Source organism: Pseudomonas sp. DCA-1, from assembly GCF_046523955.1.
Taxonomy (GTDB): domain Bacteria; phylum Pseudomonadota; class Gammaproteobacteria; order Pseudomonadales; family Pseudomonadaceae; genus Aquipseudomonas; species Aquipseudomonas putida_Y.
Window position 1 is genome coordinate 2481087 of the sequence record NZ_CP169881.1, and the last position, 14039, is coordinate 2495125.

A 14039-nucleotide genomic window follows, 5' to 3' on the forward strand; every position below is an offset into this window, starting at 1 on the left:
AATCATTTGCCCAGCGCTCGCGCCGCGCGAGCGACTGAGGCAAGGATGTCCTCGGCCTTCTTGTGCCACCGAAATGGCTTCGGGTTCTGGTTGTAGGTTTCCAGGTAGTACTCGATCGACGCCTCCAGATCCTTAACGCTGACATGTGCCTGCCGCTTGATTCACTTCTCGCTCAGCGTTGAGAAAAACCGCTCAACCAGATTCATCTTCTCGATGGGCTTTGTCGCGCTACTGTTCTGCGCCTACAAACCCGTCATTGACCTGGGTGTATTGGTGATACTGGCGCTGTCATCCGGCGGCTTCATTAGCATTTTGCTGGTCACACTGATTTCGCCGTGGTTCTTTGCCGCGATTGTGCCGCAGCCAGCAGTGCAAGAGGGTGAGCAGCCGGGGGGGCTGTGCCAGGCTAAATCGCCGGGGCGCCTGCCTGCTGAAAACGGCACCGTGCGCTATGGCCGTTCAGGGGCAGCGGAGTGGATTCAGCGGGCTCTTTCCAGGTGTTCGAACTGGCATTGCATCTGAGCATCTTTGAGGCTCAGCTCAAACTCAACCAAGCCGTCATGCACTTGCTGCAATGTCTGGATCTGCCCCATCAATTCCTGCTTTTTGTTATCGATGGCCTGCATGGCCAGATCCCAGGGCAGCTCCTGGTCGTGATGATCCTGCAGAATGGCCCGCATTTCCTTGAGTTTGAAACCGAGTTGCTGAGCGCATTTGATGAAGGTCAGCAGCTCTACGCTTTGCTGGCTGTAGATGCGGTACTTGCCTTCGCGCTGCGGTGGGGGCAGCAGGCCGATTTCTTCGTAATGTCGAATGCTTTTGACGGTGGTGCCCGACAGCTGGGCCGCTTTGCCGATGTACATGAAAGTCCCTTTTTTGACGCATCAGAAGCGAAAAGATGTCGCGTGCTCGTACAGGCGCGCGACATCTTTGCACGAGCATCAGGGTGTGGGAAGCCTGGACAAGGTGTCACAGCAGGGAGGCTCGGCTGCGCAGCGCAGGGGCACGGCCCGACCGGGGCCGATCAGCGGCTGGCGACTGCCTGGACTTGTTTGAGCCAGGCTTCGCGCTGTTGCGGCTTGGAGCCCAATACCGGACCGAAGGTCAGGGTTTTCAGGGGTTTTATGCCGCAGAACTCCAGGGTGGTCTTGCGCATTTGGTGCAGGCCCGGCATGCGATACACCCACCGGTAGTACCACGGCGGCGTGTCCATGGTCACCAAAAGATGAGCCGTGCGGCCCTTGAGCAGCTTATCCGGGAAGGGCGAGCCCTTGCGGTACTTGAAGGCAAAACCGGGCAGAAACACGCGGTCGAAGAACCCCTTGAGCAACGCCGGAATGCCGCCCCACCAGATCGGGTACACCAATGTCAGGTGTTCGGCCCAGGTAATGTCGTTCTGTGCGTCGATCAAATCGGGCTCAAGCAACTGGATCTGGTTATAGCCATCGTGCAAGACCGGATCGAAATCCAGGGTGTCCAGGCGCAGCAGGCGCACCTCATGGCCTGCTTGCGTGGCGGCCTCGACATAACGTTCGGACACAGCGCCGCAAAAGCTGTTGTTCGAAGGGTGGCCGAGGATTACGAGCATGCGTTTGCGCTTCATGACAAACTCCGGGTAATGAAGTGCCAAGGGTAAAGTCTGCCCCTTACGGTAGAGTCAAGCCTTGCCGGTTAGTGGTAGAGACAGACAGTCCAGCAGCACTCGGGTGTCGCCCGGCAAACCGTCGAATGAGGGGGCGCAGAAACGCAATGTGCGTTACGAGTGGATTACAGTGGAAGCACCAAGGGGGGGAGTCGAACGTGCAATCCCTCACCCAGTCGCGCAGCTTATGCTTTGGGCTCGTCCCAGTCATCAGGAGGGTTACCGCGGTCCAGCATCTTCTCGAATACGGCGTAGGGATCGGATTTTCTGCCTGCGGACTGCAGAGTATTTTCGTCGTTGCCCCATGCGTAGACGATGACCTTGGACCTTGAGTCGTAGCGAAAGAACAGCCGAAAGCGCCTACCGATTTTCGCCCGCCGCCAATGTCGGTAGGCGGTGCCTAGCGTGTTGCCTTGGCGGAGCTCGTCACGGCCCGGGTCGGCAGGCACAGCCTCCATGATCAGATGGCTTAATGCCCGAAACAGCTTGACGTTGGCGTTGCTTTCAAAACCTTGTGGGTCGTTCTGCGCGGCCTGGGCGGCGGCTTCTTGCAATTTGCGTAGCTGTAAAGTCACACCTTCATGGAACAACAGTGTCCAGCCATGTCGCAGTATCAGATCGCGACCTCACCGTCGATATCTTCGTCCAGATTTACATCGTGGCCCGCATTGGCGAGCATGGTTTGCGCCAGGTTTTCCGGCAGGGTGGTGAGGTTGCGCCCGCTTCGGATATCAGCCTCCAGCAAACCCAGGAACGCACCGATGGCAGGGTCCTCATGGATGGTTTCTACGCGGCTGACCACGACTTCCTTGGCGCGTACGTCGAATGCGATCTTGCCACCCGTGTCGAGGCCTAAAAGCTGGCGAACGGACTTGGGCACTGTGACCTGCCCCTTCGAGGTCAACGTGGCGATTTCGTGGATGGCAGGCATGAGCGTTCTCCCGGATGTATTGATTGAATGGCAAGGAATAATCCTTACACGGTCAATCTTGGTTTTCTGCTGATCAAGCATAGGCGGGGAGGACGCTCAGTAGCGCCGCAGGATGAGTTACATCACTTCCAGGGACACGATCCTCTAAAGGCTCTCAGGGTCCCCAAAGAACATTTGGACATTCATATAAATCAAATGGTTATGAATGAGAAATTGGATTTGTACCCGCAGATGTACCCCTTTTTACAGCAGCTGCGAGTGGATTACAGTGGACGCCCCGGGGCTGGCGCAGAACGTGCAATTCCCTCGCCCATTTGCACAACTTATGCTTTGGGCTCGTCCCAGTCGCTAAGCGTCGCAGCAGTCAGCGCGTCCCAGTCATCAGGAGGGTTGCCGCGCCCCAGCATCTTCTCGAATACGGCGTAGGGATCGGATTTGCTGCCTGCAGACCGGAGGGTATTTTCGTCGTTGACCCATGCATAGACGATGACCTTGGATCTTGAGTCGTAGCGGAAGAACAGCCGAAAGCGCCTACCGATCTTTGCTCGCCGCCAATGTCGGTAGGCGGTGCCCAGCGTGTTGCCTTGGCGGAACTCATCACGGCCCGGGTCGGCAGGCACGGCCTCCATGATCAGATGGCTCAATGCCCGAAACAGCTTGACGTTGGCGTTGCTCTCAAAACCTTGCGGGTCGTTCTGCTCAGCCCGGGCGGCGGCTTCTTGCAATTTGCGTAGCTGTAAAGTCACACCTTCATGGAACAACAGTGTCCAGCCATGTCGCAGCATCAGATCGCGACCTCACCATCGATATCTTCGTCCAGGTTTACAGGGTGGTTTGCGTTGGCGAGCAGGGTTTGCGCCAAGTCTTCCGGCAGAGTGGTGAGGTTGCGGCCGCCTCGGATATCAGCCTCCAGCAAACCCAGGAACGCACCGATGGCAGGGTCTTCGTGGGTGGTTTCTACGCGGCTGACCACGATTTCACCCCCGCGCACGTCGAATGCAATTTTGCCACCAGTGTCAATGCCCAAAAGCTGGCGAACGGATTTGGGCAGTGTGACCTGTCCCTTAGAGGTCAACGTGGCGATTTCGTGGATGGCAGGCATGAGTGTTCTCCCGGATGTATTGATCGGATGGTAAGGAATAATCCTTACTCGGTCAATCTGGTTTTCTGCTGATCAAGCATAGGCGGGGAGGACGCTCAATAGCGCCGCAAGATGAGTTACACCACTTCCAGGGACACGATGCTTCCATTGGCTCAAGACAGATGGCCAGCAGTATTGCGCTGTAGCGCAACCAAGAGAAGTCCCAGGTGCTAAGGATCAGGGAACTTGAAGGACATGAACTGGATGGGCTCACCTGTTCTCCCGCAAGGGATTCTCCGATCAAGTCAGCACAGGCCGTCTGACCTGTGCTGAAATAGCCCTCCGTCCAACAGCCCTCTACAAGCTCCCCATCCCATGAGTTAGATGAGCTTTTCCGATTGCGAGTACGCCGGTCAGCGCAAGCAAACCCGTCGCGAGCGGTTCCTGGCCGAGATGGAGCAGGTGGTACCGTGGAGCGGTTTGCTGGCATTGATCGAGCCGCATTACCCAAAGGCCGGCGGTGGTCGCAAGCCGTATCCACTGGAAACCATGCTGCGCATCGACCTGCTGCAAAACTGGTTCTCGTTGAGCGACCCAGCCATGGAAGAGGCGCTGTACGAGATCACTTCGATGCGCCGGTTGGCTCGGCTGACGCTCAGTGCACCGATCCCCGAAGACACGACAATCATGAATTTCCAGCACCTGTTGGAGAAGCACCAACTGGCGTCGGGGATTCTGGAAACCATCAACAATTACCTGCGAGACAAGGGCCTGTCGTTGCGCCAGGGCACCATTGTCGACGCAACCATCATCCACGCACCCAGTTCGACCAGGAAGGTAAACGCGATCCTGAAATGCATCAGACAAAAAAGGCTAATCAGTATTTCTTCGGCATGAAGGCGCATATCGGTGCCGATGCTGAGTCGGGCCTGGTGCACCACGTCCACGGCACAGCGGCGAATGTGGCCGATGTAACGGAGGTCGCTCAGCTGTTGCATGGCGATGAAGATGTTATCTGTGCCGACGCGGGTTATACCGGCATGGAGAAGCGGCCAGAGCATGAAGGAAGGCCGGTGATCTGGCAGATTGCCGCTCGCCGTAGCACCTACAAGCACTTGAGCAAACGCAGCATGCTCTACCAAGCCAGACGCAAGATCGAGAAGGTCAAAGCGCAGACGCGAGCGAAGGTTGAACATCCATTCCGTGTGATCAAGCATGTATCAATGCCGGCGCTGAGGGAATTGTCGAAGATGTGCGGTGAGGTTCGCCGTAACACGGGTCAGCGGGGCAGAAGGTTGATCTGAGTACCTGCGCTGATCAGTCAGAGGCTGAGGCTTGAGGAGTACAGATGTACTCCTCCGGAGTGCTCAGTCTTCTGGCAATGTCACCAAGTCGTCTGGGCCAACCAGAAAGCGCTGGAGGGGGGGACCCGCAGAGGAGATCGAAAGCCTCCGTGATGAAACTGAGCACCTGTATAAAACCGTCATCGACTACCAGCCGTACAAGGCGAGTATGGCCACTCGATCGGTAGCCATTGTCGGCGAGACCAAGGAATTCTAAGCCAACCCTCTTTCAGTCATACGAACCAAAAGCGCTTGAGGATGAATGCGATAAGTGCCTACCCCAATCCGTTGCGTGAAGTGATCATAGGTTGGGCTGCTAACGCCAGTGGTCATCTCAGAATTGGATAGGAAGACGCCTGTGTAGGATTCAGCAACGTCGCTGAAAAACTGGACTACAGCTTGCCTCGTAACAACGAGGCCTTTGCCAAGGTGACCGTCGATTACTGCATCCAATACATTGGTACGTAGACTCATGTCGTGTTCCTTCTGTCAGGTAGAGCTGGCAGGGTGAGCTCTAGCTATTTTTAATGGCTAATGGCTATTATCTCATCATTTCTACAGCAAGGAACGCGCATGAAGCTCAATCCTCTACACCTCAAGATTGCTGGTTTGCTTGAGGGCAGGCTTTTTCGAATCCCAGAATACCAACGTGCATACTCTTGGAAATCTCGCCAGCGTAAAGACCTTTTCGGCGACATCGAGGAGGCATTTCGATCTGGTCGGGAGCATTTCATGGCTACTTTGGTCGCCTTGGCCAAGGAGAAAGAAACCCGCCTTATCGGCGTTGATGAGTTCAAGACTGTCGAGTTGGTGGATGGTCAACAACGTGTAACGACGCTCATCATCCTGATGAAGGCGATTGAGAAAGCTTTAGACAACGATGATGCTACGCAAGCCAAAGTGCGACGGGAGCTAGGTGAGCTGCTTATAAAGGGAGACGACCATTCCCTGATTCTGCTCCAGACAAACCATGACGCAAGTCAGGTTTTCACCAACTACATCCGAAAGGGGGTGGTGGAGGAAGGCTCAGCAAAAACTGCTGCAGATCAGAATTTGGTGGATGCTGCCCGTGACTGCGAGCTCTTTGTGAGCAAATGGTTGGCTCGTGGGGATACTATCTTTGAGCTGTTGGTGACCATCAGGAATAAGCTCACGATCATTTACCATGAGATCTCTGAAGAGGCTACGGTATATCGAGTCTTCGAGGTTCTTAATAGCCGTGGGCTGGATGTCAAATGGATCGATAAGCTTAAAAGCCAGCTGATGGCACTCATTTTCGAGCACGTTGAGGGTGGCACTCGCGATGAGGCGGTGTCTGAGATGCAAGATGTCTGGCGGGGTATTTACCGCTCGCTGGAAGACAGTACACGAATCGGAGATGAAGCTCTCCGCTTCGCAGGAGCATGGGCCTCTGACGCGCGACCCAATCGGATTCCCAGTGAAGCAGACTCGACCGCACTGCTCACCTTGAAGGCGGGCACGCAGTTAAGAACGATTGCCGAGGTTGGTCATGAACTCGAGGCTGTAGTTCAAGCGAACCTACGCTTGTTCCGAGACCCGCGCCTTCGGGCTGTAACGCGGATTGTGCATGCTCGGTTTGTCGCAGCAGCGATCCTCCTGAGGAAATTCGACAAGAAGACAGAGCACAAGCTGCTGGGTAAATGGGAACGCGCCACGTTCAGAATCTACGAGCTGGCGGGCCGGGATAGCCGTCACAAGGTTGGAGAATACATCCGTCTTGGTTATGAAATCTACCGCAGCAACCTGGATAAAGACCAAATTCTCAGTGGGCTAGAAAAACTCTCCAAAGGTTATTCGATTGACGAGGTCTTGAACAATATTGATTGGGTAAGCAGCTACGAAGGCTGGCAAAATCAGCTCCGCTATGTGCTGAACCGTTATGACGAGCACCTGGCAAAGCTCGCGGGGCAGAAGCTCAATGAGAGTCAGTGGGGCAAGATATGGGAGCAGGATGCCGCTAACTCCATCGAACATATTGCGCCACAAAGCAGTGGCGCCGAGTGGACGCATCACCTCGGGAATTTAACGATGCTGCCACCTGGAACAAATTCTTCACTCAAAGCGAAGCCTCCAGTTGAAAAGATCGACGTCTACCGAAGCTGCGGATTGATTGCAACGATCCATGTCGGCCACCAGCTTCATGAGGCTGGTTCTTGGACAGAAGATATGGTTTTAGCTCGGGCAAAAAGCATCGAGGATTTCATCAGGCTTGAATGGGCCGACTGATCACGGTGTAAGTCACGTGAAGTCCACCTTGGAGGTAATCGCAACCCCCATGTGGACTGCGTAGGCCGGACTGAGAAATGCGGCGACCGATGGAGGCGTAGTATGAAGTTAGATCGCTGCGCTGGATGGGATCACAGGCCAGTCCACCAGCAACAGCCCTCCATTTTCTCGCAAAGAAGAGATGCTGTTATCTAGTCCGTCGCTCTTGAGTGAGCCACTTGCGTCCCATTTCTGTTCACCCTATCTGATCAATGTAGGTTACGAGGTTCTGGATAATCGCGGCATTGGCTTGGGGCTAGGGGATGATATGCCAAGCCGAACAGATGGCTCTGGGTTAGTCAGACCGGCAGGAGTGCATGAGATGAGGCCAGCGGCGCTTGGGCAGTATTTGCCAAGCTACATGCCACATCAGCGCCTGAGGGGGTTGAACAGCGGAGGCCAAGACTGGCCTCCGTGAGCAATCATTTGCCGCGATTGAACGGAACCACTATCCCTGCGTCTGGTGCGTTGTGAACAACAGTCACGGGAGTCACGGAGGTACTGTTACTCTTAAGCTTGGCCAAGTGCACCACTTCAGCAATGCCACTGAGGTAGCGGTTGGGCAAGCCTGTCAGCATCTCGATATCCGTTGCTGCTAACCCGATGTAGGCAGCGACGCCGTTCACAGGCAAAACGCCTGAGGAGGCCAACAGCTCGATGGTGCGTTTGAGGAGGCGAGGTTGTTCAGGTGCGCGACCTTCATCACCTGGTTCCGCTTTGACGCCCCAGCGAGCTGAGCGACGCTTGAAAAGCAGACCCTTTGCATCATCATCGATCACCTTCAATGCCCAGAGGCGCATGACCATGGCAGCCACAGAAACGCCCCAGCGTTGCTTGAGCAACAATAGGCTGTCGAGGGTAACTGGGCTCCTGACTTCGGCGGCGAACGTCTCTGCAGGCAGCAGGAAAGCACCCGCAAAACGGTGCGCCTGGTCTTCCATCATTTTGTGACGAACAGGGTCAGTCGACCGCTCAATTCCTTTGTGCAAGATCAGATGGCCGAGCTCATGAGCTAAGTCGAAGCGACTGCGGAAGCCGTTTTGCTTGTCAGCGGAAAGCAGCACGAGTGGGCGGTTCAACACCTCACTCCATGCCGACAGCCCCTCGATGGTTGCAACGCCGGTTTCCTCGCGCACCAAGATAACGCCGGCGCCTTCAACCGCCATTGCCAGGTCAGGTATTGCACGTCGACCCAGGCCCCAAAGCTCGCGACATTCATCGGCAGCTTCTTCGATATCGGCATTGGTGATCTGCTCAGGATCCTTGAAGGTACGCTTGGGCAGGTTCACATCGGGAAAGTCCACGAACTCACCCAGCGCAATTGCGATGTCCTGCGCCCATTCAAGGCGTGCTTCGAGCATTGTTCGTGCGCTGGCATGCGCCGAGGCATTGCTTCGGAACAAGGGAAGAGAGCACTTCTCAGGTAAAGGGCGGGTGAACCACTCCGGGGTAACATTGATGACTTTGGAGAGATTGGCCAAGGCTTCGGCCTCGGGACACTGCTGCCCAGTTTTCCACTTGCTAATCGTGGCAGGGGAGACCCCCACCATGCTTGCAAGTGCGACTTGAGAAAGGCCGCGAGCCGCGAGCGCTTGTACCAGCCGCCCCGACTCAAACCCTGTGATTCCACGACTCATGATTCTGTATGTTTTCCTGTTTCGGGTAGGCCCGTTTCGAGCACGCCTGTTTTGAGTTTCGGCTTCGCCTTGTCGATTTGCTCAGATGCTTCATCGTAACGAGCGAGGAACTTACTCAAAGGCTCTCGGAAAAGCCAACCCTTCATTTTCGCATCTGGCACCGCGATGTGAATTTCCAGAGGCGCTTCGGGCAGTTGGGTCAGTGAGCCGCTGAAGCACGCTACGAAAAAGAACGTACCGGAGGTGATAGGTTCCGGCGCAAAAAGTGATGGCTGAACCAGCTGCGTCATGGCCTGGTTTGCCTCTGCAAGCTGCCGTCGGATAGCACCCCGTCGGATGTTGTTCCACAGCGTGGAGCACATGTTCACCCGACCGAACTTGAAGATGCCGGCGTGGCCCAAGACGACTCCGTTACCCTTGAGGGGCGTATGGACTGCGTCGGCGGCACGCAACGTCTCTTCAAAGGACTCGTTCATGCGGAAGGCCCGCATCTGTCCCAGCGCATTCTTCCGGTGGTTGTCGTCCATGTCTTTAGTATCCAGGTACGCGCGGAGCGCACCTGCTTCAAATGCGTCCTCGATACCCATGGCAAGGTTGCGAGGGACATGGTGAATCAACAGCTCGGGAATGGTGGGTTGGCGGGTTTTGGTCATGAATGGAGGTTCTCGGATTTCGAATGGCGGGATTATACCTTAAAAAAATTTCGCGTGAATAGTGAGGAATCGATATTTGTGAATTTTAGAGGCTGATTCAGAGCTCCAAGCGAGGGCGTGAGGCAGTAGCTTTAGCGTTGTTGCGTTCACAATCGTCATTGTGGGTATGTTGCTGATGCGAAATTGAGCGCTCGTCGAGTGGTTTGCGGGTGGGTTATGAAGGACGTGCGCTGGGCTTTGTGCGCTGGCCCGCTGTGCGGCTTGCCGGTGACCATTTGCAATCGCTTTATTTATGAGGTGTCTAACGACCCTCCGCGTCATCCATAACCACGACGGTTTTTCATGATATGAATGACTGACTGGAAGGCTTGGGCTTCCTCCCACTGAGGTCTACGGCTAGGGTTGCGCGGCAGACGCGCTAATAAAGGATGAGGGGTAAGGGTATGGATGAGCAGCAAGAATGGCCTATGTACAACGGTAGACCCACGGTCTACTTTGATCAAAATGTAATCGATCTGGCCGTTAAGCAGAGAGATCCGGCGTTTTTCACCCAGTTCTCCAAAGACTTTCAGATCGTATATTCCGACCATACGCTGCGGGAGATAAAACGCAGTGGGCAGCCTGACAAGTTCTTGGAGGTTCTGTCCAGGTTCAATGCCATGATCCTCAAGCATGACGTTGATAGCGCGTTCCAGCCGACAGGGCAGATGTTTCTCGCCTCAACGCCTCCCGTAGCTGCCTTTGAGCAGTACGTCGCTACTGCACCATTCTTCGATCAGATGCTTGCCTCAGCTCATCAGACCACTCTGAAGATGTTCGGTGGACGCAAAGACAACAGTTTTGAGGACATCGCCGCCGAACAAACGGAGGCATTCAAAGGGTTGATGAAGATGGTCGCTGACGGAGCGGCAGCCTTGGCGGACACACATCCGGAACTGGTCGCTGCAGCCGATCAGTATATTGAGATCACCCAAAGGGCGTACGAAAAGGCCACGCAACTGTCGGCGCAGGAGATGACCAAGCACATCGATGAATCGGGTGCGAAATCTGGTATCCAGGGGTACCGTGAAGCAGTTGGGGCGGGGCCCGTGCAACTGAACAACATTGAAGCGCCCAATGTCATCAAGAAAATCTGGGCACGTTACCAGAACCTTGACGGCTACAAGGACAGAGGGTTCACGATCGAAAACTTCCTCGGCATTTCAGCCAGTCCGATCCATGGTCGCGAGCTCTACCGGTTCGAGAAAGTGACTAGCATCTATAACGTCCTCAACGTCATTGGGTACAACCCTGATAGCCGTCTAGACAAGGAAAACCGTCACATCGCGTCAATCAGCGATGCGGCGCATGCGTCTACGGCGATATTCACCAATGTTCTGCTCAGTGGCGACGCAGCTTTCGTGAGCAAAGTCCGTGCGATCTATGAGTATCTTGATATCCGCACGGAGGTGGGGTTAGTCACGGTGCAGGGCGAACGGGTACTCATCACCACGTGAGGTGGGGAAGCGATCTCATTCTAGCGTGGTGTGCAGGTCTTGAGCGGTTCGGGGAATATCGAGAATTTGTGAGCGTCGCAGTTGGCTAGCAGTGAGGAGTACATTTGTGTTCGGACTGCTACAAAGTTATTCCCATCTAAGGGATAGGGCGTAGCTACCCATGTCAATCCGTCGTATCGGATCGGTCTCTTTACCGTGCGCCCAATGAACTTGTGAGAGGTGGTTTTCATTGGTTTTTTTTGGGCGCGTGGTGGAATTAATTGAATGGAGGTGAATTTAGTAATGTCGGATTTAAAGAGCGGAGTTCCCACGAGTCTTCAAGGTATTAATGTTTGGAGGGCGTTGGGGAGTCTGGTGTCAGCAAGCGCTACAGTGACAGCTGTGGGGGCGCTTGCAGCTTTCGTCGTTATTTTTGCCTATTTGCATGAAATTGGATCGCCCGAATTGATAGGTAAGGCTTTGGCGGCACCTTCGGAGGTATGGCCTTGGGTCGTTGTGTCAAGTCTTTTGCTGATTTTTTATCTGCTGCTTCTTCTCTTAACTACGGCTTCATACGCAGTTGCCGTCAATCTGTTCAAAAAAACACCGGACGTCCAGCGTGCGATGGCGGGCTATCTGCTTATCCCCACGCTTGCTGGCGTTGTCGCGACAGTTTGCTCGACCTTGCTGACTCATAATACAAGTGTAGTCCCTGTGTTTGTCGACTCCGCTGTATGGGTGGTGATAGGTATGCTTGTATTGTTTTTCATTCCCAAGTTCACTGTTCTGCTTGATAAGGCTATTTCAGGTGATAAGGCTGTCCATTGCTTTGGGGTTATCCACCTGAAGCACATGTCTGCTTTGGCTATGGCTACCTGGGTGGCAGCGATCGCTGCCACTTTTCCAATGCTAGCTGTTTTGAGCACGCCTTCGTTGTTTTACAGTCAAGGCGGTGTGAGTAAGGCTGTTTTTATTTCGATATTTATTACCATCCTTGGTTTTGTTCCCGCTATCGCATTCTATGTGTCAAGGGGTGAGACCTTTGTTCGGGTGCGCAACGCATTTTTTGGTGTTGTGGCTCTGATAATTGGTACGCTCGTTATTGTGCCGTCAGCTGTGCCCGCTGCGGTCGATCAGGCTGCAGTTCTAGCAGGTATTAAGGATGTGCGGGTGTTTCCTTATATGTTGAAGGAAACCTATGCTGCAGAAGATTTTGATAGGAGCTGGGGGAACGTTGTTACGAAAAGGAATTATCCGGTAGTAGAAGGGCTTGTGCTTTTTACTTTGGGTGGTGTTACGTTGCTGTGCCCAAAATCTTTAGAGGGCACGGATCTGTCTAGATGGGCTTCCGAGTCGGGAGCCTGTTTGACGATGAACAGCAAGATGGTTAAGCGGATGCCTTTGAAGCAGACATAGATGTACTCATTCTAGAGTGGTCGAACAGTTAGAGTAGTCACTGCCATGACCGCTGCTTACCAAGCACTTAAGGTTGTAGCAATGGGCTGTTGCCTAGCCCGTGCGCGGTAAACGACGAAAATTGATGAGCAGTCTTTAATAGCGTGATCCAGTAGTATCGCAGATTTGGGGCCCAAGTGTGCTTAAGGCCAAGGGAGGCAGTGTGTTGAAATTTGTATGCTCAGAGTGCGTTGTTGAACGCTATCTCCAAGACTACTTGGACTTCGATGATACCGACGAGTGTAGCTACTGTCAGAAGGAGAGTGGTGTCGTGCCGCTTGAGGCGCTCATCGAGCAGTGTCGGGAGTCTGCGCTTTCTTCGTTTGAGGTCGTCGAACAGCCGCGTTCGGTTTACCTCCACAACCACGCGCCGATCGGGGAGCACTGGACGGACGTGCTTCACCGTGTACTTGGCTGTTCGGATGAGCTGATAAACGATATCGGTGAAGTCCTTTGGGACGGCTGGAGAGATGAGGATCCGTACTTCAGAGAGGGCGCTTCAGCGAGCATCGACATGACGTATGAGTGGAGGGAGATGGAGCGTAGCCTCCGCGAGGAAGCACGGTTCGTGAACCCAGCTGTCACGCGTGTACTTGAGCAGGTCTTTGGCAACGTCGATCAATTGCACCTTCGCGGATCACGCTCAGCCATATTCACGATCGGCCCTGGCCAACCCCTGCATACCTTTAAACGGGCGAGAGTGTTTTCCTCTGATAGCAGTGTTGAGGAAGCATTGCTCCATCCTGAGCGTTTCTTAGGGCCACCTCCGTCGGGAGTAGGGGCCGCAGGACGGATGAATGCCAAAGGCGTCTCAGTGTTTTATGGCGCTACAAACGACAGAACCGCCATTGCTGAGGTTCGACCACCTGTTGGAAGCTATGTGGTAACCGCCGCGTTCCAGGTGACTCGCCCACTGCGGTTGCTCAATTTGGGTGCGTTGAACAAAACGCGTCCTGATAGTCGGCTCAGCTACTTTGACCCCCAACGCGTCGAGCAGGCGAAGCGAGCCGCTTTTCTAGCGAGCCTGAAAAACCAGTTGTTGATACCAGTGATGCCGGATCTGGCGGATCACGGCTACTTGATTACGCAGGCGATCGCCGACTACCTGTCGATGCATCCTACGCTCAACTTGGACGGCATCTACTTCCCGTCAATCCAGCTGGGTAAGCGTGATGATGTCGCACCTGGACACAACGTGATCCTCTTTAATAAGGCATCCGGTGTGCACCATACCGACTCTAAGTACAAAGCTGAGTTCGCCTCCCTTCGGCAACCTGTAGATGAGGGTGAGTACTACAGTCCACAGATCTGGGCGGCCAAGAAGAAGGGCGAGGATCAGCCGAGCTGGTGGGATGAGATTCCTCCGGTACCTCGCTACAAACCTGCACTGGCTCTGGATCGGGAGGAGATCCGAATTCACCAGGTCAAGTGGGTCGATTTTGATACAGATGAAAAACTTGTGGGCTACAACCCTTGAGATCCTGATCGATCACTAGTCGACGGCGAGGGCGGGCATAGGTTGCCCGCCCATCTGGA

The 14039-nt window shown here is 54.5% G+C and carries 13 protein-coding genes and 3 pseudogenes; 6 read left to right on the forward strand and 10 right to left on the reverse strand.

The window, feature by feature from the left end:
• Positions 1-2: 2 nt before the first annotated feature.
• A pseudogene (locus tag ACE4QZ_RS11635) lies at positions 3-206 on the reverse strand (IS630 family transposase); the annotation flags it as partial.
• Between ACE4QZ_RS11635 and ACE4QZ_RS11640 the strand changes: the two are divergent.
• A pseudogene (locus tag ACE4QZ_RS11640) lies at positions 205-396 on the forward strand (hypothetical protein); the annotation flags it as partial. The pseudogenes ACE4QZ_RS11635 and ACE4QZ_RS11640 overlap by 2 nt on opposite strands.
• Before the next feature lie 83 nt (positions 397-479).
• Here the strand turns inward: ACE4QZ_RS11640 and ACE4QZ_RS11645 are convergent.
• From ACE4QZ_RS11645 to ACE4QZ_RS11670, 6 genes are all read right to left on the reverse strand, one after another.
• Positions 480-863 (reverse strand): MerR family transcriptional regulator, encoded by a 384-nt coding sequence (locus tag ACE4QZ_RS11645; RefSeq protein WP_279934968.1) that lies wholly within the window; start codon positions 861-863, stop codon positions 480-482.
• A gap of 161 nt (positions 864-1024) precedes the next feature.
• Positions 1025-1603: an NAD(P)H-dependent oxidoreductase gene (locus tag ACE4QZ_RS11650; protein WP_209966493.1), complete on the reverse strand. Its 579-nt coding sequence runs from the start codon at positions 1601-1603 to the stop codon at positions 1025-1027.
• 224 nt (positions 1604-1827) lie between these two features.
• A complete protein-coding gene (locus ACE4QZ_RS11655) occupies positions 1828-2256 on the reverse strand; it encodes a type II toxin-antitoxin system YhaV family toxin (protein ID WP_028697233.1) in 429 nt (142 codons plus the stop codon).
• Positions 2256-2573, reverse strand: coding sequence for a type II toxin-antitoxin system PrlF family antitoxin (locus ACE4QZ_RS11660; protein ID WP_021782330.1), 318 nt, complete (start codon positions 2571-2573; stop codon positions 2256-2258). Before ACE4QZ_RS11660 ends, ACE4QZ_RS11655 begins: the two co-directional genes overlap by 1 nt.
• A gap of 323 nt (positions 2574-2896) precedes the next feature.
• A complete protein-coding gene (locus ACE4QZ_RS11665) occupies positions 2897-3358 on the reverse strand; it encodes a type II toxin-antitoxin system YhaV family toxin (RefSeq protein WP_103444531.1) in 462 nt (153 codons plus the stop codon).
• The gene (locus tag ACE4QZ_RS11670; protein ID WP_027915519.1) at positions 3358-3675 is read right to left on the reverse strand and encodes a type II toxin-antitoxin system PrlF family antitoxin; all 318 of its coding nucleotides are present in this window, start codon (positions 3673-3675) and stop codon (positions 3358-3360) included. Before ACE4QZ_RS11670 ends, ACE4QZ_RS11665 begins: the two co-directional genes overlap by 1 nt.
• A 363-nt stretch (positions 3676-4038) precedes the next feature.
• Here ACE4QZ_RS11670 and ACE4QZ_RS11675 point away from each other — a divergent pair.
• Positions 4039-4868 (forward strand): annotated as a pseudogene (locus ACE4QZ_RS11675) (IS5 family transposase); the annotation flags it as partial.
• A 342-nt stretch (positions 4869-5210) separates the two neighbouring features.
• Here ACE4QZ_RS11675 and ACE4QZ_RS11680 read toward each other — a convergent pair.
• On the reverse strand, positions 5211-5471 hold the full coding sequence (locus tag ACE4QZ_RS11680; RefSeq protein WP_103444530.1) for a hypothetical protein: 261 nt from the start codon (positions 5469-5471) through the stop codon (positions 5211-5213).
• A 99-nt stretch (positions 5472-5570) separates the two neighbouring features.
• Here ACE4QZ_RS11680 and ACE4QZ_RS11685 point away from each other — a divergent pair, with 99 nt between their 5' ends.
• Positions 5571-7244: a DUF262 domain-containing protein gene (locus ACE4QZ_RS11685; RefSeq protein ID WP_103444529.1), complete on the forward strand. Its 1674-nt coding sequence runs from the start codon at positions 5571-5573 to the stop codon at positions 7242-7244.
• A gap of 461 nt (positions 7245-7705) precedes the next feature.
• Here the strand turns inward: ACE4QZ_RS11685 and ACE4QZ_RS11690 are convergent, their stop codons facing one another.
• Positions 7706-8920, reverse strand: coding sequence for an XRE family transcriptional regulator (locus ACE4QZ_RS11690; RefSeq protein ID WP_103444528.1), 1215 nt, complete (start codon positions 8918-8920; stop codon positions 7706-7708).
• On the reverse strand, positions 8917-9573 hold the full coding sequence (locus ACE4QZ_RS11695) for a hypothetical protein (RefSeq protein WP_103444527.1): 657 nt from the start codon (positions 9571-9573) through the stop codon (positions 8917-8919). The genes ACE4QZ_RS11690 and ACE4QZ_RS11695 overlap by 4 nt, the downstream gene beginning before the upstream one ends.
• Positions 9574-10016: 443 nt before the next feature.
• On the opposite strand from ACE4QZ_RS11695, the gene ACE4QZ_RS11700 reads away from it, so the two are divergent.
• From ACE4QZ_RS11700 to ACE4QZ_RS11710, 3 genes are all read left to right on the forward strand, one after another.
• Positions 10017-11069 (forward strand): hypothetical protein, encoded by a 1053-nt coding sequence (locus ACE4QZ_RS11700; RefSeq protein ID WP_223271202.1) that lies wholly within the window; start codon positions 10017-10019, stop codon positions 11067-11069.
• A 282-nt stretch (positions 11070-11351) separates the two neighbouring features.
• Positions 11352-12464 (forward strand): hypothetical protein, encoded by a 1113-nt coding sequence (locus ACE4QZ_RS11705; RefSeq protein ID WP_135192986.1) that lies wholly within the window; start codon positions 11352-11354, stop codon positions 12462-12464.
• Positions 12465-12666: 202 nt separating this feature from the next.
• Positions 12667-13980 carry an RES family NAD+ phosphorylase gene (locus tag ACE4QZ_RS11710; protein WP_103444525.1) on the forward strand — a complete coding sequence of 438 codons (1314 nt, stop codon included), beginning with the start codon at positions 12667-12669 and terminating at the stop codon, positions 13978-13980.
• The last annotated feature ends 59 nt before the right edge of the window (positions 13981-14039 follow it).